General features: G+C 51.9%; 17 protein-coding genes. 5 read left to right on the plus strand and 12 right to left on the minus strand.

Features of this window, described 5'->3' with window-relative positions; genetic code table 11:
* Positions 1-47 precede the first annotated feature (47 nt).
* Positions 48-3,608 (minus strand): hypothetical protein, encoded by a 3,561-nt coding sequence (locus HG66A1_RS28095; protein WP_145192188.1) that lies wholly within the window; start codon positions 3,606-3,608, stop codon positions 48-50.
* Positions 3,609-3,990: 382 nt separating this feature from the next.
* On the opposite strand from HG66A1_RS28095, the gene HG66A1_RS28100 reads away from it, so the two are divergent.
* Complete coding sequence (locus HG66A1_RS28100) at positions 3,991-5,373, plus strand: hypothetical protein (protein WP_145192191.1); 1,383 nt, start codon at positions 3,991-3,993, stop codon at positions 5,371-5,373.
* 29 nt (positions 5,374-5,402) lie between these two features.
* Here the strand turns inward: HG66A1_RS28100 and HG66A1_RS28105 are convergent, their stop codons facing one another.
* From HG66A1_RS28105 to HG66A1_RS28125, 5 genes are all read right to left on the minus strand, one after another.
* A complete protein-coding gene (locus HG66A1_RS28105) occupies positions 5,403-6,938 on the minus strand; it encodes an HTTM domain-containing protein (RefSeq protein ID WP_145192194.1) in 1,536 nt (511 codons plus the stop codon).
* Between the two features lie 76 nt (positions 6,939-7,014).
* The gene (locus HG66A1_RS28110; protein WP_145192197.1) at positions 7,015-7,683 is read right to left on the minus strand and encodes a hypothetical protein; all 669 of its coding nucleotides are present in this window, start codon (positions 7,681-7,683) and stop codon (positions 7,015-7,017) included.
* A 224-nt stretch (positions 7,684-7,907) separates the two neighbouring features.
* Complete coding sequence (gene cobA, locus HG66A1_RS28115; protein ID WP_145192200.1) at positions 7,908-9,431, minus strand: uroporphyrinogen-III C-methyltransferase; 1,524 nt, start codon at positions 9,429-9,431, stop codon at positions 7,908-7,910.
* Between the two features lie 89 nt (positions 9,432-9,520).
* Complete coding sequence (locus tag HG66A1_RS28120) at positions 9,521-10,765, minus strand: DUF1207 domain-containing protein (RefSeq protein ID WP_145192203.1); 1,245 nt, start codon at positions 10,763-10,765, stop codon at positions 9,521-9,523.
* Between the two features lie 336 nt (positions 10,766-11,101).
* Positions 11,102-11,764, minus strand: coding sequence for a hypothetical protein (locus tag HG66A1_RS28125; RefSeq protein WP_145192206.1), 663 nt, complete (start codon positions 11,762-11,764; stop codon positions 11,102-11,104).
* Positions 11,765-12,096: 332 nt separating this feature from the next.
* Here HG66A1_RS28125 and HG66A1_RS28130 point away from each other — a divergent pair, with 332 nt between their 5' ends.
* The 3 genes from HG66A1_RS28130 (at position 12,097) to HG66A1_RS28140 (ending at position 14,960) form a co-directional block, all read left to right on the plus strand.
* Positions 12,097-12,993 (plus strand): ABC transporter permease, encoded by an 897-nt coding sequence (locus HG66A1_RS28130; RefSeq protein ID WP_145192209.1) that lies wholly within the window; start codon positions 12,097-12,099, stop codon positions 12,991-12,993.
* A 49-nt stretch (positions 12,994-13,042) separates the two neighbouring features.
* Positions 13,043-14,386, plus strand: coding sequence for a Trk system potassium transporter TrkA (gene trkA, locus HG66A1_RS28135; RefSeq protein ID WP_145044767.1), 1,344 nt, complete (start codon positions 13,043-13,045; stop codon positions 14,384-14,386).
* A gap of 169 nt (positions 14,387-14,555) precedes the next feature.
* Entirely contained in the window at positions 14,556-14,960 is a 405-nt protein-coding gene (locus HG66A1_RS28140) for a PilZ domain-containing protein (RefSeq protein ID WP_145192212.1), read from the plus strand.
* Between the two features lie 18 nt (positions 14,961-14,978).
* Here HG66A1_RS28140 and HG66A1_RS28145 read toward each other — a convergent pair whose 3' ends face one another.
* The 5 genes from HG66A1_RS28145 to HG66A1_RS28165 form a co-directional block, all read right to left on the minus strand.
* The gene (locus HG66A1_RS28145; RefSeq protein WP_145192215.1) at positions 14,979-15,731 is read right to left on the minus strand and encodes an SDR family NAD(P)-dependent oxidoreductase; all 753 of its coding nucleotides are present in this window, start codon (positions 15,729-15,731) and stop codon (positions 14,979-14,981) included.
* Positions 15,732-15,874: 143 nt separating this feature from the next.
* Positions 15,875-18,019 carry a DUF1549 and DUF1553 domain-containing protein gene (locus HG66A1_RS28150; protein ID WP_145192218.1) on the minus strand — a complete coding sequence of 715 codons (2,145 nt, stop codon included), beginning with the start codon at positions 18,017-18,019 and terminating at the stop codon, positions 15,875-15,877.
* Positions 18,012-18,578, minus strand: a complete 567-nt coding sequence (locus tag HG66A1_RS28155) for a sigma-70 family RNA polymerase sigma factor (protein WP_145044775.1) — start codon at positions 18,576-18,578, stop codon at positions 18,012-18,014. The genes HG66A1_RS28150 and HG66A1_RS28155 overlap by 8 nt, the downstream gene beginning before the upstream one ends.
* 126 nt (positions 18,579-18,704) lie before the next feature.
* On the minus strand, positions 18,705-19,979 hold the full coding sequence (locus HG66A1_RS28160) for a DUF1501 domain-containing protein (protein WP_145044777.1): 1,275 nt from the start codon (positions 19,977-19,979) through the stop codon (positions 18,705-18,707).
* Between the two features lie 63 nt (positions 19,980-20,042).
* A complete protein-coding gene (locus HG66A1_RS28165) occupies positions 20,043-21,689 on the minus strand; it encodes a DUF1549 domain-containing protein (RefSeq protein WP_145192221.1) in 1,647 nt (548 codons plus the stop codon).
* 408 nt (positions 21,690-22,097) lie between these two features.
* On the opposite strand from HG66A1_RS28165, the gene HG66A1_RS28170 reads away from it, so the two are divergent.
* Positions 22,098-22,892 (plus strand): SDR family NAD(P)-dependent oxidoreductase, encoded by a 795-nt coding sequence (locus HG66A1_RS28170; protein ID WP_145192224.1) that lies wholly within the window; start codon positions 22,098-22,100, stop codon positions 22,890-22,892.
* Positions 22,893-22,894: 2 nt separating this feature from the next.
* On the opposite strand, the gene HG66A1_RS28175 is transcribed toward HG66A1_RS28170, so the two are convergent.
* Positions 22,895-23,377, minus strand: a complete 483-nt coding sequence (locus HG66A1_RS28175; RefSeq protein ID WP_197993700.1) for a PilZ domain-containing protein — start codon at positions 23,375-23,377, stop codon at positions 22,895-22,897.
* Between the last annotated feature and the right edge of the window lie 294 nt (positions 23,378-23,671).

Here is a 23,671-nt window from a genome sequence, read left to right on the forward strand (position 1 = left end):
TGATTCAACTCTCGGTGAATCCGTTTTGATAGTTTCAGACTTATCTGCTATTTCTCGTCAGTCTGGTCATCCTGGAAATCATCGAATACACCGGGAGGCGGAATTACTGCCGCTGATTTACCGGCAAGATCCAGCTGTGAATCATCAGCTTGATGATCAGCGATACCTACGGAGCGGAGTGCTGCGATCGAATACAGAATCCAGATTGCAAACAGAGCCAGAATTCCGTATCGGGCCGCGTAGAGACCATGCAAAATTTTGTCTGCATTGGTCAGACTGAACATGGCTAACAGAAACCCGAGAACAATCAGCACCGTAACTTTGTTTTCCCAGGGAGTCTTTCGCATGACGACGGCAATCACAACCAGAGCAATTCCCAGAACCCAGCTATAGAGGGAAAGTTTCCACCAGGAGACTTCAATCTCCGGACTGCCCCCCAGGCGGGTGAAGCTGTAAGCACGGCCCTCTGTCGGAAAATCGATCAGTGATCCGGCTGAAACACCGATCCAGGAATCGAAAAACGATGCGTCTGCATCAATCCCACCCCGCTTAGGAATCACGCCGGCCAGATGAGGTTCGAACTCCGATTTAAAATCATCAGAGGAACGAACCAGAGCATAGTCATCCGGCACCCAGATCACGGTTTTTAACTGTTGTACTACTACATTCGCTGCCTGCACACCCCCCAGTCGAGGTAATGGCAATCCCAGCTTACCGCCGGGCGATTCAGTAATGCGTGGCACGGACTTGGTAAACATCAGGCTGACGAGGAACGACTCGTCCGATGCCTGATCGCGAGAGACATTTACGAAGTAGCTGGTCCAGCCTTCTTCACTCTCGCTGTCATCTGCTTTTTCCAGCGGAACCGGCTGACCGGCAACGGTGATACTTAAAGGCTCAATGCCCTCAGGCAAGGCGACTTTCAACTGTTGTCGTTCGCTGGACTTCATCAGATAGCGACAACGGTACGTGGAACGTCCCTCTTTACTGACCACAATTTCCACCAGCGACTTCAGTACGATTGTCTCTACGACTTCCTGGATCTTATGACGCGTGGAAGCGAGGTCGAGCATGACTGGCTGGCTGAAATAACGATAAGCGAGAAAACCATCCCGCGGCAGTAAAGTCAGCTCTCTCAGGTCGATCGGCTCCAGTTGATCTGACAACTCAGCGGTAGTTACCGAAAGGGTCTTGGACTTGCTGACAGCGATTTCACCATACACGCGTGCGAGTGGCACGTTTCGCGAGCGTGGCTGGTCATCGGTTTTTTCCAGCCCCAACACTTTTAACGGCTGTAAGGCAATCTGCTTCAGGGCTATATCACCTGAGGGATCCTCGGCTGCTTTCTCTGATTCTTTAGTTTTCTCCTGCTCAGCGTCTTCGTTCTCTTTTGCTTCTTTTTCCCCTGCAGCCGCCGGTTCTGCATCCGCCGGTTTCTTCTCCTCAGGAGCTTTTGCGACTGCCTGCAGGCCTGGTGTGATATCATAACGGACTTCCAGAGTGTAGGGGCCCTGCACATTCCGCTGTGTGATGATCGTCCAGATCACCCAGCCATCAACGGCCTGCTCGGCCCGGCTTTTCTGTTTGATAGAAGGGGCTGGTGCGGGCGAAAGCGATCGAATTTGAACCAGGTCCGCGATCGCCTCCGGAACTGCGAACCGAAACGTATCGACGCCCGCATACTGCACCTGGTAATTGATGCGGCTGGTTACCTCTGCAATCTGTTCTTTGACATTAATCGAAGTGGCGACATCAGCGACCAGTCGCGTCGGTTTGATCTGAATCTCAACCGGAATCACCACGGGACGCCGGTTGTATTCCCATACCGAAGCCAGCGCCAGCCGGGCTGACTGTCGCTGCTGGGGACTGTTGGCCGGCTGGGCACCAACCACATCCGGATTACTGATAATCAGCTCCATCGATTCCGGTGCATACAGGGCAATCTGACCTGTCTCACGTTCAACATCAGTCGCTTCCAGAATGGGAATATTGACCGTTTCGGAAAGGTCGTCCTGAGCCAGATCCCGATGAGCACGAACCTGCAGTTTCAGTTTTCCCTGAAATTTCTGTTGCAGGGACACCGTCAGCAGACGGGACTCTTTGTCGAAGTTGTATTCTTTCAACCCGGAAACATTCACGGAATCGATTTCCAGATCTTCGGGCACTTTCAACTGGAAGGAAAAGATTCCGGCCCGCTGGATATCATAATTGAGCTGCGCTGTGACTTTGATTTCGTCTTCACCGAAATAGCAGTCCGTCTGTTGCGCAACGAAGATTCGGGGTTCGAGGGGCTGCACACGGATCTGCAACGATGCCGAAGGATTGAAAAAGCGATAGTAGACAGCTCCGGGCCGTCGGATGTTCTCGGGGATACCATTGGCTTCGCTGCGGGTCACACCCTCAAACTTCGTGACGGTGAAGGTCATGGTCTCACCCGCATCGATGGCGATCTGGCCGCTTTCGCGGATGACGTCCAGGGCATGAATTCCGTGCGTTGCGGAATCGGAAAGTCCCAGGATCTCAAATGGCTCTTCGGGAATTTCTTTTTCAGTATGTACTTCGATCTGCGCGTCGTCCTGTAACTGATTCAGAAATTCAACCTGAATCACCTGACGCCCATCGCCCTTTACCACTTTCCAGCTCTTGATTTTTGTATTAGCTGATGAGAGATCCAGAATTCGGTCGTTGAGGGGAACGGCGATGCGTGCCGATTTCATGTCTCCCCGCAGGACATCGTATTTTAAAGTGGCCTGGGTATGTACCAGTCCATCACGAATGAAAACCAGGGTAGAGTTCTCGACACTGGCCAGCAGGTCCATCTCCGGCTTGCTGCTTTCCCGGGGATACCAGAGCACACTGATCTGATTGGTGGCTCCGACAGTCGATTTTACAACGGTTGATTTCTCAGCTGACTTCGCAGGCAGGCGGACCAGTTGCGGATTGACTTTGACGGTCTGATCCGGTTCGGGAATCGTGAGATCCAGGGTGGTGATGCCTACTGTCGGACAGGCAAACTGAAACTGATGTCCTTCCGGTGAATTCTTCACCCGCGTTAACAGTTCAATCTGAACCTGGTGTTCGCCTTTTTCGGACAGGAGCAGCGCATACTGTCCCGGCCCGGTGCCGCGCAGAAAGACCTTTGATTTTTCCGAAGTGACTTTACCAATGGCGGCATCACCAAACTGCAGGGGAAGCTCGACCCAGGGATCGCCCATCACCTGAACGGTCAGATTACATTGGATCCGGGCGACATTCTCTTCAATCGTGGCCGTGTAAGACGAACTCGTCACCACAGCTTTGACAGGAAACTGAATCTTCCCGTCCGCCCCCAGCCCCGCTGACTGCGACCAGAGTTTCAGATACTCGACATACGGGATGAAAACCGTAGCATCCGATTTCTGGAATACGTCCTTGATATTCTTGAAAGGGATATAGATCAGGCGATCCCAGTCATCCTGTTCTTTCCCTAATGAATCAGCCTCGCCAGCGGCAGGTTTTTCTGCTTCGACTTTGGCTTGAGCGAGTGCCGAGCGGGACACTCCTCCCAGTAATGTGCATGCCAGACAGATCAGAAGAACGAAACGAGGAGTGCATCTCAGACAGCGCATGTAACCCACCTTTTGTACATTACTCAGTACCCTGGCATCTGTAGAGAATGGACAGCAAACAGGGTAATCGCGTAAAAAGCGTCAAATTCAGAGTTTATAGAATTAAGTATAGTTTTTTTGGCTCATTCACTGGAAGATTGGACGTCTGTGAGAGATGCGAAATTGCGAAAAAATTAAAAATTTTCACAAAATGCTCGATTAAGGGAAGAGAGCCTGCTTTCAACTATTTCCTGTCTATTAACAGGACGTTTAGATCTGGGAGTCCCAACCAGCTTCCCCACCTGCTTGCTTCCGCTGTGAGTACTGTTTAAGTTCAATAGCTGCTCTCATCGAAACGTCTGAACCAATGCGTTCTGAATAACTCGCTTCAGGAAACAGTCACATGCAGTGCCGGCACCGAGTCTCCTCAACTTCTTTACTCATCCTGATCGTTTCTCTTAGCGTGCGATCTCTGTTCGCCGGCGATCTGCAAATCGTTCCTTTCAATCAGGATGTCACTCCAGAGTTGGGCCAGCCCGTTGCATATGCTCCCGCGCGGAAAATCGTGACGCCTCTTTATGCCCGCGGAGTGGTCCTGCTCTCTGATGAAGCGCCGGTCGTTCTGTGTGCCGTGGATGCGATTGGCATTGGAAACGAAGGCTACGATACCTGGCGCGAAAAGCTGGCTGAAGCAGCCGGAACCACACCGGAGCGTGTTGCCGTTCATTCCCTGCATCAACACGACGCCCCCCGCGTCGATTTTGCCACTGGGCGCATTCTGGAGAACGAGGGACTGGGAGGCTTGAAATACGATAATGCCTACGGTCTGCAGTGCATCCAGAAAGTGGCGAGTGCCATCCGAAAGGGATTGAAACGACCAGAGAAGGTAACACATCTGGGTATTGGCAAAGCAAAAGTCAACAAGGTGGCATCGAATCGCAGACTGCTGGGCGATGATGGGAAAGTACGACTGATGCGCTGGAGTAAGTCGAAAGCCCCTGAAGCGATAAATGCACCGGAAGGAGTGATCGATCCCTACCTGCGTTCAATCTGTTTCTGGAACGGTGAGAAACCCATCGCTGTTCTGAACTACTATGCGACGCATCCCCAAAGCTATTACGGTCAGGGAGATGTCAATTATGAATTTGTCGGCATGGCCCGGGAGGCACGCAATAAGGCATTACCGGGCACACTCAACGTTTACTTCAACGGTGCTGCAGGCAATATTGCCGCCGGAAAATACAATAACGGCGAGCCTGAAATGCGTCCGGTTCTCGCACAGCGAATTGAGAAAGCCATGCAGCAGGCATTTGAGACTCAACAGAAAGTGGCCGTGAATTCCGAGGACCTGCACTGGAAGACTGAAATGACAGCGCTACCCGTCGCGGCACACCTGGATCCTGAACAGCTCAAGTCGATCATCGAGGACACAAGTAAAACCCCGCGCGAACGAGCCTCGGCTGCATTCAACCTGGTCTGGTACCAGCGGGCCAGCCAGGGACATCAGATTCCCATCACCTGCCTGCACCTTAAATCAGCTTCGATCCTGCATTTACCGGGTGAACTGTTCATTGAGTATCAGCTGAAAGCACAGGAACTGGCTCCCGGACGGACGGTCTGCCTGGCAGCCTATGGCGACTATGGTCCGGGCTACATCTGCACCGAAATCGCATACAGCCGGGGAGGCTATGAGTCAAGCCCCCGCGCCAGCCAGGTGGCGCCACAGGTCGAAGCGGTATTAAATACCGCGATCGAAAAACTGCTCAAGTCGGCACCGGAGCAGTAAGCTCACGACTCCGGTAGCCGGCTCCCTCTTCAGTTCGCCATGGCGGAGAGTTTGGGAAGCAGAGACACTGATCGTCGCATCACTTCCACACCCTTCGATTTGACGGAAATATAGTATTTCCCGGGTGCCAGGATTTCTTCGGGATAGAACTGGAAGATGGCCCGCAGGTTTTCCCGGGGCGCAATCTGACCGGTGCGATACACGATGCGGCCACTCTCTTCACAGAGATGGCAGTCCACCCAGAGATCTTCGTGAGGCGGGTTCAGACTGCATTGAACGAGAATTGATTCTCCCAGTTCAAATTCAGATTTGCGGTTGATCAACCAGCCACCCACCATCTGCGTTCCGACATCGACAGACAGAAACTTGTCTTTTTCGCGCATCGTCTGCTCGGGTCTGAGCATCTCCGCTACAAGTTCCGGCTCGACTTCGTGCAGCGTCATCCGGCCTTCGGGGCGACGGATTCCATACAGATCCTGCTCGTATTCAGCATAAACTCCCAGAGCCAGTACTGCCGCGATTCCGGTGCCCCAGGCAGTAGGCGATTTCCAGCTGGCAACCGGCTGGGGGCGGAACTGTTCAATCAGTGCTCTGCAACGGTCCGTGTTACGCTGGAACCAGCCTCCCCGGCGATAGAGTCGCCGCAGACGGGCGGACACCCATTGCACATCCGATTCTTTCAGGAAACAGAAATAGATCGCGATGGAAATCATCGGGAAGATGTAAAGACCCAGTGAGAACAGAGTCCCGATATGGAACGACGCTCCCAGAGCCAGTGCGATGGGACGTCCCCATTTGCGCCAGACGACAAAGATGAAGACCATTTCCCAGACAATCGCCACGTAGGACATGACCGACACAATAATCGGGTACAGCGTGAGATATTCTCCCAGTGGATGTGGATTATTATAGCGGGACATGGCCCAGTAAATGATCTGATCCCCTTCCAGGTAACCAGGCGTATGCAGTTTTGTAATCGCAGCACCGAAGTAAATCAGGGCGATCAGAATCTGCATCAATCGCTGCGGCCAGACTTCAAAGCGGGGTGGATCCAGTTTCGAATACTGGGGCCAGTTGCGTGCTGCTCTCTTCCCCTTCAGCCAACTGTCAACCGACCAGACGGAACCACAGTGAGACAGGGAGAGAATAAACAGGACATGGGTAGAAATAGCCGAATATTTGGTCGCCATACTAATGCAGTCCATACAGCAGAAGTAGGTATAGAGGATCAGAGACGCAACCAGTGAGAAGCGCGTCATCCAGCCAATACTGCTGCAAAACAGGAAGAATGCGAGGGCGGTAAACAGTCCAACGGCTACCGTGCCGGGCAGCACGGGAAGGTAGTCATAATAACGAAACAGGTCTGCCAGTGGTGCAGGAGCGCCATCTGCAGAAAACAGTTCCCGGGCAAAAGGCCAGCGGGTGCAGACGGTTCCCAGCAGAACCAGGGGAACCAGCATTCGCACAATTGCCAGCCCATAGGGGACTTCCTGTGCGAAAAAGAACTGACGGAAGCGATCACGAAGTTTTCCGGTTTGCGTTGAAATCACTTCTGGAGCATCCATGCTTGCAATCCTGTTAATTGTAGCGAATCGAAATCAAATGTATGGGAAACGGTGGGAACCGCTGAAATCAGGCGTCTCAGTTACCGACGGGTGAAGAAAGATGCACGGGAACATCCGGATCATGCTGGAAGCCGGATTCCATGACCTGCTGACCGACGGTCGTCGCGAAGAACGAACGCCCACGGTTCATATCTGATAAGAGACGTGGATTATCACTGACCTGCAGCGTGCGCTGACGTGTCAGCCAGGGCACATAGGTTTGTGCGACCATCCCATCCGGAGTGATGACTTTTCTCAGACGATAGTAATTCTGAAAGTCCTTCTGCTCCTCATAGCGTTGATCCCAGACGGCATCGGGCAGATTATATTTCTTGCACCAGGCTTCCTCGATGCACATGATCCGCAGCATCGGCTCATGGTCCGTTTTATCGAGCGTATTCATCGCCATGCGGACCCAGGCATCACCTGTCGTATCGTAGTGTCGACGTCCCAGGCCTCCATAGGGGTAGTAATCGCCCCAGGGCCCGGGAGACAGTTCGTAATACTTGCCACTGATCCCTTCCCCGATGATGTGTGTACGGATGGAATAAGCAGACCAGCCACAGAACATATCCCAGACGATGTAATACATCCCGGGATGACTGCCGGTTCGAAATGTGAATGTGTGACAGAAAATGCCAAACAGCAAAATACCGATATATCCGGTGATTGTCAGACAGCTTATGCCGCGTTTTAATAATCGCATCAGCGTCGCCTTCCCTGGCTCAACAGTGAGATCAATTTTTGTAAGACTTAGTCAAATCGAAGATTACAAGCACTTGGATTCGGCAGCTTCTGCCGGAAATCGCCTGAAATCTTCGTTCTCAGAGGCGGCAATATCGCTGATCTTGGATTTCAGGTCAATAGCAACCTTTTTGTCCGATTTAAGTCTCTAATGAGTCAGCCATTGAGAAGATTGAAAGGGCTGTTTTAACGGGAAACGTGCTTTTGAATTGCTGCGAAGATCCCATCCCAGAGATACTCTTCCGCTTCCGCATCGATCTGCAAACCGACGTCTTTCACCGCCTGAGTTGTCACGGGACTGATACTCACCAGACGGGTTCTGCTCCCCAGGTGCTGACGAATATCTTCGGTCAACAGCCGACTGAAATTGCGGGCAATCGAGGGGCTGCTGAGTCCAATCCAGTCGATTTCACCCGATTCCAGCAGTTCCAGGCTCTCGCTTCCCCAGCTTGCGACATCGTGATTTTCGTAAACCACAATCTTATCGACCGTCGCGGAAACTTCTGCTAATTCCGTCTGTAAGACTTCACGGCCCCGATTAGCTCCCGCCCAGAGAATCTTCTGACCTTGGACCAGCGGCTTCAGAGCGGCGGCCAAAGCTTCGGCGCGGTATTGATCGGGAACCAGATCCGCCCGCAAGTGAAACTGCTGCAACGCTGCTGCAGTCGAGGGACCGATGGTCGCGATCTTGAGCCGGGCCAGTTTCCGCGCATCATAGCCTGTTTCCCATAAGCGGTTCATAAAATAGTTCACACCGTTCGCACTGGTAAAGACCAGCCATTGATATTCATCCAGTCTCGCGATGGCGGCATCCACGGGTTCCCAGTCCGCGGGAGGACCAATTTCGATAGTCGGTAACAGCACTGGTTGCGCCCCCAGTTCCAGAGCCCGCTTGATTTCAGGTTCTGACTGTTCCTCGGCACGAGTGATTCCAATGCGCAGACCGAATAAGGGTTTATCTTCGAACCAGGCAATCTGATCGCGCAGGGAAACACAATCGCCGATGACGATCAGTGAGGGAGCCACCAGGCCTGCCTGTCTGACCTGTTCGGGTAGTTGCGAAAGTGTACTGTGAACGGTTTTCTGAAAGGGTGTTGTCCCACGACTGATGACCGCAGCAGGAGTCTCTTCTGCTTTTCCGGCCTGGATCAGCGATTCGACAATCCGCTCCAGCTTGTGCAGCCCCATGTAGAACACCAGCGTTCCGGGGAATTTCGCCAGGACATCATAGTCCAGTGCAGAATCCGGCTTAGTGGGATCTTCGTGACCGGTGATCAGTGCAACTGCGGATGCATGCGCCCGATGGGTTACCGAAATCCCGGCGTAGCCCGCGGCAGCAGTTGCTGCGGTAATTCCAGGTACGACTTCAAACTCGATGCCTGCATTCCGCAGAGCGGCGGCTTCTTCACTACCGCGTCCGAATATAAAGGGGTCTCCCCCTTTGAGACGAACGACGGTCTTTCCTTCCAGGGCAGCGGAAATCAGGCGCTGGTTGATTTCGTCCTGCTGCAGCACACGGCGGTTTTTACAACCTTCCGAGACGCGACAGGTTCTTTCCACTTCCGTGGAAACATGCTGCAGGATCAGGGGATTCACTAATCCGTCATACAGAATCAGGTCTGCCTTTTGCAGGCACTCTATCCCCTTGAGGGTAATCAACCCGGGGTCGCCCGGACCGGCGCCCACTAAATAAACTTTACCCCCTGCCATCAGATCTGTTTCGCTCCCTGACTATCAAAAATACCTGGTTTAACGGTCAGCCGGGTATTATAGCAGAGAATCTGAGGATAGCGAGTTGCTTAGAAATCGTACCAGGTACCAAATCCAAAGAACTGTTCGGAGTTATTATAGAACTGATACTGGATGGTTTTTCCGTCGATATACTGCAGACCAACGCGGAACAGATGATTGTTCCGGTCGCCACGCCACTGCCAGCCGACCATCATACTGACGTTACCACCCCAGTTGACTTCCTCGCGGAGATACGCGTTCACAGCCCAGAAGGGTGCTCCCTGAAAGCCATTGTGTTCGACAGGACTGAACTCAGCACCAAACTGCAGTTCCCAGGGCTGTGCCCCACCATCGACGTTAAAGGCGTATCCAAGTTCGGCATACAAACGTAAATCGGGATCCGGGAAATAACCGCCCCCCAACACAAACGCATCACGTACGTAATTGATGCGCTGAAAACTGGGGTTGCGCACCATATATTCATCGCCAGCATGCGAACTGGTATGATAATAGGCGAGCTTTGCCTGATAGGCACCACGTCTCCAAGTCAAAGGAACCCCGACACGATAATCGGTGGCTTCAACATCAAACTCTTCCTCCAGGTTCAGGCGGGGAGGACCTGCGCCTTCGAGGTCCAGCTGCCAACCTTCCAGCACATCATCGTTTAATGAACCATAGCGCAGAATTCCGACGCGGGCCCCTGCTTCCAGTTCCAGCTGCCAGCCAATATCTTTTTCATGCAGTACGGCCATGGCCATTCGAGGTTCTTTGGGGCCTGCGAGATACGAAGTATAAAGCAGATCCGTTGGCAGGACGGTCCAGCCCCAGCAGTTTTCCTGACAGAGTTGTTCAATCGAGTCTGTATAAGTGCTCTGTGGCTCGGGAATGGTCTCCAGTGTGGAAAAATCGGGATCTTCCGCCAGCAGGTCGGGACCGTAAAGAGTATCCGTCGCCTGAACCTGACGAATCTGGGTCACAGTTTTGCCCGAACTGATACTATTCTGGGCATAAATTGGCGGTAAGCGATCTGCAATTCCCCGGTTCCAGTCTGCAGACCGGACCGGCGCAGATTCATGTAACGGGACACCCAGATGGACCGGGTTACCGGACGGGGCCGCATATTGATTTTCCAGAAAAGTCTGAGCCTGAGTGGGATGCGCAGGGGGACGTCTCTGCTGAATGGCATGAGGCGAAGGAGCCAGAAAAGGCTTGCTGCTGTTTGTCTGCTGTGCCTGCAACTCAGTTTGAGCAGCGCAGAATGACAGCACCACCAGCATCATAGTCTGTATGGATGATGAATAAAATAACCTCACCTGTGAGGCTCCTTAGGTGAACCTCAGCAGAAGATTGCTGAGACAGTATTTGTAATTATGAGTGAGAGAGGATCAGGAGATCTGAAAAGTGAGAGAGAGGTGGTTACAGATGAGATGATCCGTGGAAGTGGGGCGGAGTATAGCGAGATGTGCAAGGTCAGAAAAGACGAATTCGGCCCGGAACCGGAATCAAACAGTTCCCTGTCTGATTCCGATATATATCTGATAAGTCACTACTGAATAACAACTTGCATGCCGACCTAATGTATGCAATCCCCAGATCGCAACAGGCATGACCAATAAGAAATTTCAGAAAAAAATGATTCTGAACGCAAATTACTTGACATGTAGACTGTCTTTATCGTTCATCTGCAGTACCTGACCATGGTGCAGTGTCTTGACGACTAATCCCGCATCAGTAAAAAACCGGATCTGTGCAGTATAGTGAAATTCATGCGATTCACCCGCTCGCAGACGATACGGCCCTGTCCAGGGCATGGAAGGTCCCTTCAATTCATATATCAGCGGAGTCTTCGTCGTATTGACAATTTTGGTAGCTGGAACCTGAGTTCCTTCCAGAATCGTGAAGAAGCAGGAATTATGAACCGGGTCTCGCTCAACAAACCAGTGATCCCGTACCTGGTTTAGCCATTCAGCCTGAGCGCGTTCCTGATCTTCTGTCAGCACAGCAAAGCGGGAGTATTCTGCCAGCAACAGTTTGGCGATTTTGGCCGATTCCGATTTTGGATACAGGCGAATCACCTTGGCGGCAATCCGCTTCTGTTGTGAAAGCACCAGCTTCTCCACACCCTTCAGAAGTTCCTGAGCAGCCTGCTCCTGCTCCTCGGAGGTCAGTTCAGCCGGCTTGGCATCTGTGGCAAACGGGTCTTTTTGGGCATAGACTGATGGTGAAACGAGTGTCGCCCCCACCAGCAGCATCAAAACAGAGAGCACAGAATGTTTGAAAGATAGTTTATTCGAGTAGATGACCTGGGTCATAGATCTCACCTCAGCAATAGCAACACGGATATCAGAACACGTACCTTAAATGTACACGGTAAACCGGAGGCGAGCCGTTTTCGCCTGGAGAAACCAGTCGATTTTTTATACAGAATCGAGCTGTAGACGATTTCTTTTCCGTCAGAGGTGTCTTCCATACATTCTTCACAAGCACATTATCCCCAATAAGTTAACAAACGAATGGAAATTCATGTTTCTGATCAGGTGGCCAGAGCAGACATCTCCGGTCAAATCGCATAAAATAGTTACAACGACTGGGAAGAGAAATTGTCCTTCGGGCAGTTCAGATTTCATAGAAAGATTATCTACCAATGGCCAGCAACTCCCGCCCTCAATATGGGCGTGTCTGGATTACTTTTCTGCGTAACTCACTGATTCGTGAAATGACCTTTCGTGGTAACCTCCTGATCACGATTGTCACCCGTGGATTCTGGTTCGCAGCGCAGTTGATTCTGTTCGATATCATTTACCGCAACGTCAATTCCATTAATGACTGGACACGCGAAGAGTATTTCGCTTTTATGGCGACCGGGATGTTGATCAATGCAATCGTGGAAACATTTTTCATGCCCAACTGCGCCAACTTCAGCGAATTGATCAGGAATGGAAATCTGGACTTCGTCCTGCTGAAGCCCATCGATACACAGTTCCTGGTTTCATTTGAAAAAGTCAATCTGGCGATGTTGAATCAGATTGTGCTCGCGGGAGCTCTCTTACTCTACGCGCTGGCGCATACGACGCAACTCGAACCGGCGCTGTCCGTGCTGCAGTATCAGATTCAAGCCGGGCAATGGGGTTGGCTGCTTCATCTCTGCCTGCTGGGCACGGGACAGATCCTGATGTACTGCCTGCTGCTGATGATTGGTGTTGCCTTTTTCTACAGCCTGATGATTGCGCTGGCCAGCAGCAGTATCTGGTTCGGGCGGAACCAGGGCCTGTATGACTTCTGGTTTTACATTACCGTGTTTGCCCGTTATCCACGCAGTATTTATAGTGGCTCTCCCACTGGAGAGATCCTGCAGTTCGCCTTTTCGTATGTAATCCCGATCCTGCTGGTCGTTACAATTCCTGCGCGTCAGTTACTTTCTAAAGCGCTTGAGCCATCCTGGATCACACTGGTCTCCATTTCAATTACCCTGGTGCTGCTGTTTGTTTCGCGTTGGATTTTCAAATGGTCATTGAACAGTTATCGCAGTGCCAGTAGTTGATACAGCGAGCCTGACTACCAGACTGAATCAGTTTACTGTTGAGTAGAATATGAATATTGTCATCATGGGTGCGGGAACTGTGGGCACATTTGTCGCTGACACGCTCTGCGCCGAACAACATAACGTCACCATCATTGACCAGTCGCGCCGCGCTCTGGAACAGATTGAAGAACGGGTCGACGTGCAGACCATCTGCGGCTCTGCCTGTGACTCCGCCATCCTCTTTCAGGCAGGTGTCCTGGGAGCAGACCTGTGTCTGGCGGTAACCAGCCAGGACGAAGTCAACATGGTTGGCGCCAGCCTTGCCAAAGCCATGGGTTCCCGACGTTGTGTCGCCCGGGTATTCAATCACGCCTATCTGAATCTGAGCACCTTCGACTACCAGCGGCATTTCAACATCGACCGCCTGCTCAGTCTGGAACATCTGACCGCCCTCGAACTCGCAAAGCAGATCGGAGAGCCGGGCCTGTTTGCGGTGGAGAACTTTGCCCGCGGCGAAGTTGTGATTCAGGTGCTCGACGTACAGCCCGGCGTCAAAGCGGACGGGGTGTTGCTCCGGAATCTCAAGCTACCCAGCGGTGTACGAGTAGGCCTGATTTCGGATGGCAACAGTACGTCTATTGCGGGTGCAGATAATGTGATTGAAGCCGGGCAGATCGTGACGCTGATTGGCACCCAGGAGAACATCGATAAAGTGCATCGCATGTTCCAGCATAAGCGGGCCTTGAAGTTCCGCGTCATTATCGCCGGCGGTGGAAATATCGGTTTCAACCTGGCGCGCATCCTGCAGAAGAAAGAATACTCGGTAACGATTCTCGAAACCGACCCCCAACGTTGTGAATTTCTCTCCCGACACCTGAGCTCCACCACCGTCCTGCACGCGGATGCAACCCGCCGCACGGAAATGGAAGAGGCCCGAGTCGGAAAGGCTGATGTATTCGTCGCCGCGACCGGACGGGATGAGGATAACATCGTGTGTGGTGTGGAGGCCAAAGAGCTGGGAGCAGACCGCATCATGAGTATTGTGCGTCGGCCAGATTATGCCAACGTGCTGGAAAAACTGGGGATCGATGTCGCCGTCAGTCCCCGGGAAGTCATCACCCGTCAGATCATGGGAATGGTTCATTCAGGACCTGTGATCAGCCACTCTGAAATTGGTGGGGGTAACTCGCTGATCCTGGAAGTAGAGGTTCGAAAGAACTCCCCCATTACCCAGGCTAAACTGAAAGATATAAAATTGAAGCAGGCACTGATTGCTGCGGTCGTAAAAGAGGACTGTGTCCGTGTACCCGGTGCCGATGATCAGATTCAGTCAGGCGATACTGTAATTCTGCTGTGTGAGAAAGATAATCTGAACGAGATCCTGCCGCTGTTTAAAACGGTCAAACAGTAGAATCGGCACAGACTGCCCGGTTGTGATCTTCAGCAGAGATTCTCAAACTCTCTCCCCTCCCGCTGCCGAATCTAGTCTATACTTCATTTGCAGTGTTCTTAAACTTGGTCCCGGGATCTCTCTACATAGACTGATTCTGATTTTCGAATACAGACAGCGGGTTGCGTTCATGATCGATCGTAGAAGTTCTAATAACCGACGTTCCGGAGATGAACGTCGTAATTATGAGAGACTGGAAGCAGGTATCGAAGTCCGCCTGCTGAGATCCGGCAGCGGTTCGGGTCATGAACCTTTGGAAGGAACTGTGAGTGATGTTTCCGTTGACGGTCTGCGCATGCTGCTGGATGTGGCTTTGACCATCGAAGAGACACTGCTGGTACAGGTTCATAGTGCAGGCGAGCATCTATTTAACTCGACCGCCCGAGTCGTTTGGCAGAACCAGGATGATTCCGGAAAATACGTCACAGGTTGTGAGCTGTGTGTCTTTCTGACCAACAAACAGTTTAAAACACTCAAAGAGTTCATCGGTAATCAAATCACACCTGTCTCGCTGGCGCATGATCGACGTGTCTGAAACCTGCTCTGACCGATTTCAACCAATCGTATAGCCACCATCGACTACGATTTCCTGCCCGACAATAAAGCGTGCTGCATCGGAAGCCAGAAACACGGCCGTTTCTGCGATGTCTTCCGGCTTCCCGAAACTACCGGATATTAATCGCTGACTGATCTGCGTCGCGACTCCCTCCAGTTGTTCCTCATTCAGACCGACCTGACTCCAGATGGGAGTGTTGATCGGCCCCGGCGCGATTGAATTGACGCGAATGCCGCGCGGGCCCAGTTCCGCAGCCAGAGTCTGTGCCAGAGATTTAACCGCAGCCTTGGACGCCGAGTAGGCAGCCAGCCCTGGAAAACCGACCTGCGTCAGAAAGGTGGAGATAAACAGAATCGATGCACCTTCGCTCAGATCCGGCAGAAAAGTGCGCACGGTCTGCAGGGCACCATGAAAATTCACGTTAAAGGTTTCGTCGATTGCTGAACGCGAAGAATCTTCAATCGGGATCACCCGTGCCAGCCCTGCGTTGGGCACCAGAATATCGACCCGCCCGAAGCGGCGTTTGGTCCCCTCGGAGAGTCGCAGCAGATCCTCTTCACTGGTTACATCCCCGTCGATGACCAGTGTTCGTGCTGGATAGTGGGCTTCCAGTTCTTCCAGCAGTTCACTACGGCGGGAGAACACAACGACCTTGGCCCCTTCATTCAGAAAATGCTCTGCAATGGAGCGTCCAATGCCACTGCTCGCGCCTGTGATGACGGCAACCTTATTAAACAGACGATCGGTCATGAGCTCCCTCCGTGAGTCAAATCGCAGTCCATGCTGCAGAAGCCCTCTCCTGCAGGGCGCAAACGATTCACGCCGGAGAGAGTAGAAAACCTGCGATCAGCTATACCAGTTCATTCTTGCAATCGCAAGCTTCGGATCGCCGCTTAGTGGATGAGGATGAACTCATTGGAGTTGAGGTAGGCCCAGTAGACATCCTGGTAGCTCTGCTGAACTGCGATCTGGGGAGGCACATTGCGGGAAGTCAGATAGCGGGTCCGTTCCTTGACCAGCCGTTTGAGTTCGGTCAGCTCCCTGGATGTGGGATAACGAGTCAACGCAGCCAGGCTTAGCTTCTTGATGCGGGCATCAGGTGAGCGTTCTTTGATCGCCGAGGCCAGGATGGTATCTTTCCTGTTATAATCCAGGCTGTTCTGCACCAGGGGACCATTCATCATCAGCAGAGCCTGGGTGATGGTACCGTCGAAAGTGGTCGTTTCGTCATTCTCTTCATTCTGATGAGTGTAGACAAACTGCTGCAGCCATTGATCACGTTTCTGCATCTTCTTCCAGGCCGACTGATAGTCGGTAACGATCTCTGCCGGATTGGTTGTTACCAGCAGTGAATCATAAAGCTGCTCTACCGTCATCTGCTTCACGTACATCCGGCTGAAATTGGGAGTGCTGCCGTCATCCGGATCGTCGGACGCGTTATCGGCAGTAAACTGACTGCTGAGTCGATAGGCGTCTGAAAGGCAGATCCACTGAATCAGCTGTTTGATGTTGTAGTTACTATCAGCGAACTGCCGCGCCAGTTCGTCCAGCAGCTCGGGATGTGTGGGGGAATTGTGGTAGCCAATATCGTCGATCGGTCGAGTGAATCCGTATGCGAAAAAGTGAGCCCACATGCGATTGACCATCGCCCGCGCCAGTTGATCGGTTTTGCCGGAGGTCATCAGTTTCGCCAGTTCCTGACGACGATTCACATTCGGACCCTCGGGAATTTTTACACCGGCAAATTTAGGATAAGCGGGCTGCATCAATCCCTGTCGGGTTTCATAAAACGTCGTACCGCCATCACGCAGGGAGACCAAAGTCAGTTGAGTCTGATCCTTTTCCCCTTTTTTGTCAGTCCGTTTTTTGCGAACGATCTTCGTCTGCTTGAAAAAGCTGTTGATTTCCCAGAACTGACTCTGGGTAGCTTCGTTGAAGGGATGATTATGGCACTGCGTGCATTGAATCTGCGTTCCCAGGAACAGACGGGTTGTGATTGCGGTCGCTGGTACTGCCTGGTTATTCAAATGGGCCAGCAGAAAGTTTGTGGCCCCGTTGGAATCGGCGTCCCCTTCAGCAGCCACCAGATCGAACACGATATCATTCCAGGGACGGTTATCATCAAAACTCTGTACCAGGAAATCCTGTAATGCACGGCGGTTAATTCCGCGCGAAGTGGACCGACCAATTAACAGACGGGTCCAGATCGTCGACCAGTTCGTTACGTAAGATGGATTTTCCAGTAGCTTCTGAACCAGTTGCTGGTGTTTGTCTGGCTGTTTGGACTTCAGGAAGTTTTCGGCCTCTTCGGGTGTTGGAATGCGACCAATCACATCGAGGTAGACCCGACGGACCCACTCCGCGTCAGTGGCAGCAGGAGAAGGTGTAATATTCGCAGCCTGCCAGCCATCCTGAATCCGATGGTTAATAAAAGTAACGATCGCTTCATCAGACGCATCCGCGGGCAGCTTCTCTACCGGCGGTAATACTTTCGGTTTGGCAGCCACCAGAGGCTGATCCGTAAGCTGAGTGACGGTTCCATCCTGATGCAGTCGCAGCATGGGATGCTGCGATGAATCGAACCGGGGAGACCGCCGTGTACCATCTTCGGTGACCAGCGTTTCCTCAGGCTCTGGTGTCAATTCAGACGGGGTTTGCTGGTTGTCAGCCAGTTGAGGTTCGGTGGAGGGTCCTCGAAATACATACCAGACCACAACCACCAGCCCCAGAACTGCAGTCGCTGCCAGCCCGGCCCGGGACAGCGATCTACGACGAACCTGATCATGAGGCTGCTTCAGCACCGGCAGCTCTGAGTCAGTAACAGGGGATGCAACGGCCATCTCAGCGTCGGAGCCTAGTGCCTGATCCCAGTAAAGTGTTCCATGCAGGTGCGCATAATTCAGGTAGTACTGCATCGCGTCCGGATTGGAGAGAACGATCTCTTCCAGCCTCTGCTGCTCTTCAGCAGTCAGACGCTCCTCGCACAATGCTTCCATAAGCAAAGAAAGCTCAGCTAATTGTACTTCCTGCTTACTCATGACTATACGACTCAGCTGCAATGTAACGGTTAATGCATTCAAATAAAGTTCGACGAACCCGGCCCAGTGACTGATAAACCGAATTCACAGGGCGTCCCAGATCGTCAGCCAACTCTTTTCCCTGATTACTTCCCTGATAACGTCGTTGAATCAGTTCACGATCTTTCTTACGTAATTTCGCGAGGCAGAACGTCAGGGCATTCCGCCGCAGTTCGAACAGGTCCTGGTTCTCTTTGACCGCTTCTGCCACCTGTGAGACAAACTCATCACTGAACTGGTGCTTGTCTCGACCACGCTTTTTCCGATATTTCAGTATTTCATAATGTGCGATCTGGCAGGCCCAGGCAAAAAAATTGGTTCCGACCTCAAACTGAGCTGCCTTCTTCCAGATAACCAGATTCGTATTCTGCAGAATCTCTTCCGCTTCCAGTGGATGTGGAATCATCGAGAGAATGTAGAGGTAGATCCTCCGCTGATGCCTGGTAAACAGCGAAATGAATTCCCGACTCTCTTCCGATGACGTATCTGGAAAAGCAGGTAGATCGGTCGAACTGGTCAATGGACTGCCCAATCTTTTACATCAATTTCAAATATCACTTTCCAGCAGAAACGAGACTAAAACAGCGGAAGCCCCTGCGAGCATCCGCTGTTTTATGGCTTCATTCAGCTGATCATCAGACTGAGACTAACCGATCAGTTCTTTAATCGGAGTTCCACCATTGGCCAGCTTCATCGGACGACCTCGTTTTGAGGTATGTACGATATCCAGCGGAATTCCCAGTGAGTGAGCAACGGTTGCCCACAGGTCACCAGGCAGGTAGCTCTTGCCTTCAATGCCGATACCATCGCTGTCGGTCTTACCGATAGCCTGACCGTTCTTCAGTCCGCCACCACCGACCATGGCGGTCCAACTGGCGGCCCAGTGGTCACGACCGACGTTCTGGTTGATCCGCGGTGTACGACCAAATTCACCCATACAGACGATGGTCACATCATCCAGCATGCCGCGCTGTTTCAGGTCGGTTACCAGAGCTGAGATCCCTTTATCCAGCTGAGGCAGGTTCTGATTCTTGAGTGAATCGAACACACCCTGGTGCAGGTCCCAGCTGCCAACCGAAGCGGAGACTTCGACGAAAGGCACACCGACCTGGACCAGACGACGGGCCAGCAGCAGTCCCTGTCCGAAGTTGCCGGTACCGTAGGCGTCTTTGACAGCCGCTGGTTCCTGATCAACCTTAAAGGCTTCCATCTGGCTGGAAGTCATCAGGTTGACTGCTTTCTTGTAGATGTCCTTGTGAGAGTTGGCGGACTCACCACGCTTGGATTTAATGAATCCGGACTCCAGAACCTGGAGCATATCCAGCCGCTGACCCAGACGCTGTTTTTCAGCCATGTTGATATCAGCGTTTTGAATAGTACCATTGCTGGATACTACGAATGGCGAGTGAGCCATTCCCAGGAAGCCGGCACTACCCCGGCTGCCGCCGACGGAAATGAACGAGGGGATATCCAGTTCTTTACGACGTGAACCGAGTTCGTAGCTGACTACCGAACCGAAGGTCGGGTGTACCACGGTGGGGTTAGGTACGTATGCAGAGTGCATATAGTAGGTACCACGGGCATGGTCGGCTTCACGAGTACTCATGGAGCGAATCAGCGACAGGTTATCCATGACCTGAGCGGTCTTGGGCATATGCTCAGAAATCTGCATATCACCTTTGGTGCTGATTGGCTTGAATTCGCCGCCGTTCTTGGAACCTGGTTTCAAATCCCAGATGTCGATGGTCGGTGGTCCACCCGGCATCCAGATCAGGATACAGGCTTTCTGCTGCTTCGTAACCTGAGCAGCATTCGCTTCCAGGTGTGACAGGAAGTTCATTGTTGGAATCGCGGTCGCTGCACCTGCGACGTGCTTCATAAAGTGCCGACGCGTCATTCCGTAAGGATTCATAATAGTCATGATAGTGGCCTTTTGCGAAAAGGATGTTTGTTTATTGATTTGTCTTTAGCACGACGCTGTAGTTTAGTGATTGAAAATAAATTCGTTGGAGTTCAGCAGAGCCCAGTACAGGTCCTGGTAGGCGGCCAGTTTGTCCGGAGACCGGGCGATCAGTCTCTGGGCACTGGTCACTTCCCGACGATCAGGATATCGGCTCAGAGTCGAAAGGAACATTTTGCGGATCTTATCCTGATCGTTCCCCTTCGACAGCAGCATCTGATTCAGATAGCTGCCACTCTCGGCGCTGATGGCGTTCTTGGTTAATTCTCCGTTCATCATCATCAGAGCCTGAGGAATGGTGCCATTAAATGTAGTGGTGTCATCCCCGGAATCGGTATCGAAGGCAACCATAAACTGATTCATCCACTGACGACGCTGCTGTTCGGCACGTTCCCAGTTAGACTGTCCAGACTTGTGAGCCCCCGTGGCGACAATGAGTGAATCGTACAACTGTTCGGCAGTCATATTCTTAACGTACATATGAGAGAACAGAGGAGTCTCTCCACGTTCAGGACTGTCAATTTCATTCTTGCTGCCATACTGGCTGGTCAGGTTGTAGGCTTCACTGTTACAGATCCAGCGGGCCAATTGTTTGAGGTCGTAATCTTTTTTGACCAGTTCTTCGGCCATTTTATTTAACAGTTCAGGGTGTGAGGCAGGGTTATGAGGACCCATGTCATCCACGGGACGGGTGAAACCGTAGCCCATGAAGTAACCCCACATCCGGTTGACAATCGCAGTGGCGATCAGAGGACGATCTCCCTTTACGATCAGCTTGGAAAATTCCTTACGCCGTTCAACACCTGAATCAGGGCTGACTTTAAATTCTTCAAAGATCGGATAAGCAACCTGCATCAGCCCCGAACGTTTTTCGTAATAGACGGGACCATCAAATCCGGTGGCTACGATTTCTGAATAATCGTCAACCTGACGACCGGTTTTCGGATCAGTTTTACGATGGTTCACCCGTCGCATCTGACGGAAGAAACTGTTGTATTCCCAGAACTGGTTCTGTTTCCAGTCGTTGAACGGATGGTTGTGACACTGGGTGCACTGCACCTGGATTCCCAGGAACAGACGCGTGGTGGCGGCTGTGACCTGCACTGCTTCGTCATTGTTCTGCATCTGGGCCAGCAGGTAGTTGACTGCCCCGTTTTCTTCAAAATGCCCTTCCGCAGTCACGAGATCCTGAACGGTTTCATCCCAGGGGCGGTTTTTGGCAAACGCCTCACGCAGGAACTTTTGCATCCCGTTGCGGCTCACCCGTCGTGGAGTACGACGACCGATGAGCAGGTTCGTCCAGACATTCGTAAAGTTCTGTACATAGCCGGGATCGTCCAGCAACTGATCAATCAATTTAGATCGCTTGGCAGAGTCACGATCTTTGACAAACTTCTCAACCGTTTCTGCGGAAGGGATTTGACCAATCAGATCCAGATGAACTCGACGAATCCACTCCTCATCGGAAGCGACGGGAGAAGGATCGACTTCGTTGTCTTCCCAACCCTGGCGAACCCGCTGGTTGATGAAGTCGATAAATGGATCAAAAGCCCCGGTGGAAAATGCCTTCGTTCTGCTCTCCGGACCTGCAGCATTGACGGCAGGCGACAGAGCGCTGGCACAAAGTAATACTGTGAAAACAACACTGAGTTGTTTAGAAAAACGACGCATTTTCGAGTACTCCACTGTTGTAAAAAAATGAGAGACTGAAGACGCTACAGCAGTCGCACCGGTATTGCTGTGCTCCACCAAATTGCGAAAAGAAAGCTGTCTCGCTACTGTAATAACTAACTCAAAGCGCAAAACATTCGAGGCGACTCTCAATAATATCTGGAAATTATGCCAATTACCTTACTATAGAGTACACGATTTTCCACAATTTCCAATGCGAATATCAATCATTTTTGATGCTAACTCTGAATCCCCGATGTAACACATATCGACATAACACCCTGATATTATATATCTTATAAACGGTACCACCCATACATTTACCCCTCTTCAGGAAACCAGCACCTTCATCTACCCGGGCTAAATGTGACACATGTATACGCCAACCTGGAAAACCGAGATAAACCCATGCCAAACCAATATCAGTTCCAAGACCAGGTAGTCATTATTACAGGTGCAGGAAACGGAATTGGTCGCGCTACCGCAATCATGATGGCGGAAGCCGGGGCTCACGTATTCGCAGGAGACGTCAAACATCTCGCAGAAAACCGGGAACTGTTCGAGCGACTGGGAATCGTGGAAGTGACCTGTGACGTACGTCAGGAATCAGACGTGCAGGCATTGATCGAACAGGCCGTCAACCAGCATGGTCGCATAGATGTGCTGGTAAACAATGCCGGGATCGGCATGGTCAAACAGATTCATCTCGTCACTGAAGAAGAGTGGAACGCCTGTATAGACACCAATCTGAAAGGGACCTTCCTGGGTTGCAAACATGCGATTAAACACATGCTGACCACTGGTGGGGGAGCAATCGTCAACACTGCCAGCAACGCGGGTCTACTCCCGCGGGCCCATGACCCGGTTTACTCAATCAGCAAACACGCGGTCGTTGCCCTGACCGAAAGCCTGGGACTCTGCCACGGAAAAGACAACATTCGTATCAACTGTGTCTGTCCGGGCCCCGTCGGAGAGACCGGCATGATGAATGATGATATAGCCAGAGCAGTAGATCCGGACGGGCTGACCCAGTCCATGATTAACGCCAGCCCGATCGCTGCCGCCAACAAACGAATGATCAGCCCACAGGAAGTTGCTGCTGCCATCTGTTACCTGGCCAGCAAAGACGCCCTGATGGTTTCCGGCACCGCTCTCCGCATTGATGGTGGCAAATCACTGGGAGTACCACCTCAGGCAAAGTAGTTTCAGCCTGCAAAACAGGAGGGAACATGCTCTTTGAGCAGTTGGATCTGCTGATCGGTTAACGGGGTCACCAGCTTGCAGTCGACGCGATGGAATTCGCTGTCCAGTGATTCACACCGTAAGACCTCTGCAGAGACATTCAGTGAAAAGTTCAGCTGCGTTTCTTCAACGCGCAACTGGAGTTGTTCCCGCGGTTGAAATTCAGATCGAGCAGCAAAGGAAATCCCGTTGCGACTGACATTAATCGCATAGCCTTTTTTACCAGTCGCTTCCCCTGCAGAAGTCTGCCCTGCTTCATCCTGATTGAAGGCCAGAATGATGGCATCACTTGAATGCCGGGGAAAGGCACGACGCTCACCGGGGTGCCCCTGCGATTGTTCGAAACGCTCTGCCTTGGGAACTGCGGGAGATTGCTTCCGGTCCAGTTTCTCCAGCAGACTTCCCCAGGTTCGACCTGTCGAGGTGGTGACCACCCGAGTCGACAACCCAGCAGCTCTTCTGCAATTGCGAAAAGAAACAGGTTCACTTTTTCGAGAGATTCCCGGCGGTAAAATCTCCTCAATCGCCTGTTTTCTCAAATTAACTTCCGGCTGACTCTCTGTGACTATACCCATTAGTGTAAACCCGTTAGAGGATAAAAGATCTGTTCTTTTTAACAGGTCCGGATGTTCGCACACAGAACCTGACTCTCTCTAAACCTAGGTCACAAAATGGGTCACGTCAAAGTTCAATCGACAATCATTCACCTCTTACCGACTCCTGCCTGCCAGACATTATTC

It is taken from the genome of Gimesia chilikensis (assembly GCF_007744075.1).
Lineage (GTDB): Bacteria > Planctomycetota > Planctomycetia > Planctomycetales > Planctomycetaceae > Gimesia > Gimesia chilikensis_A.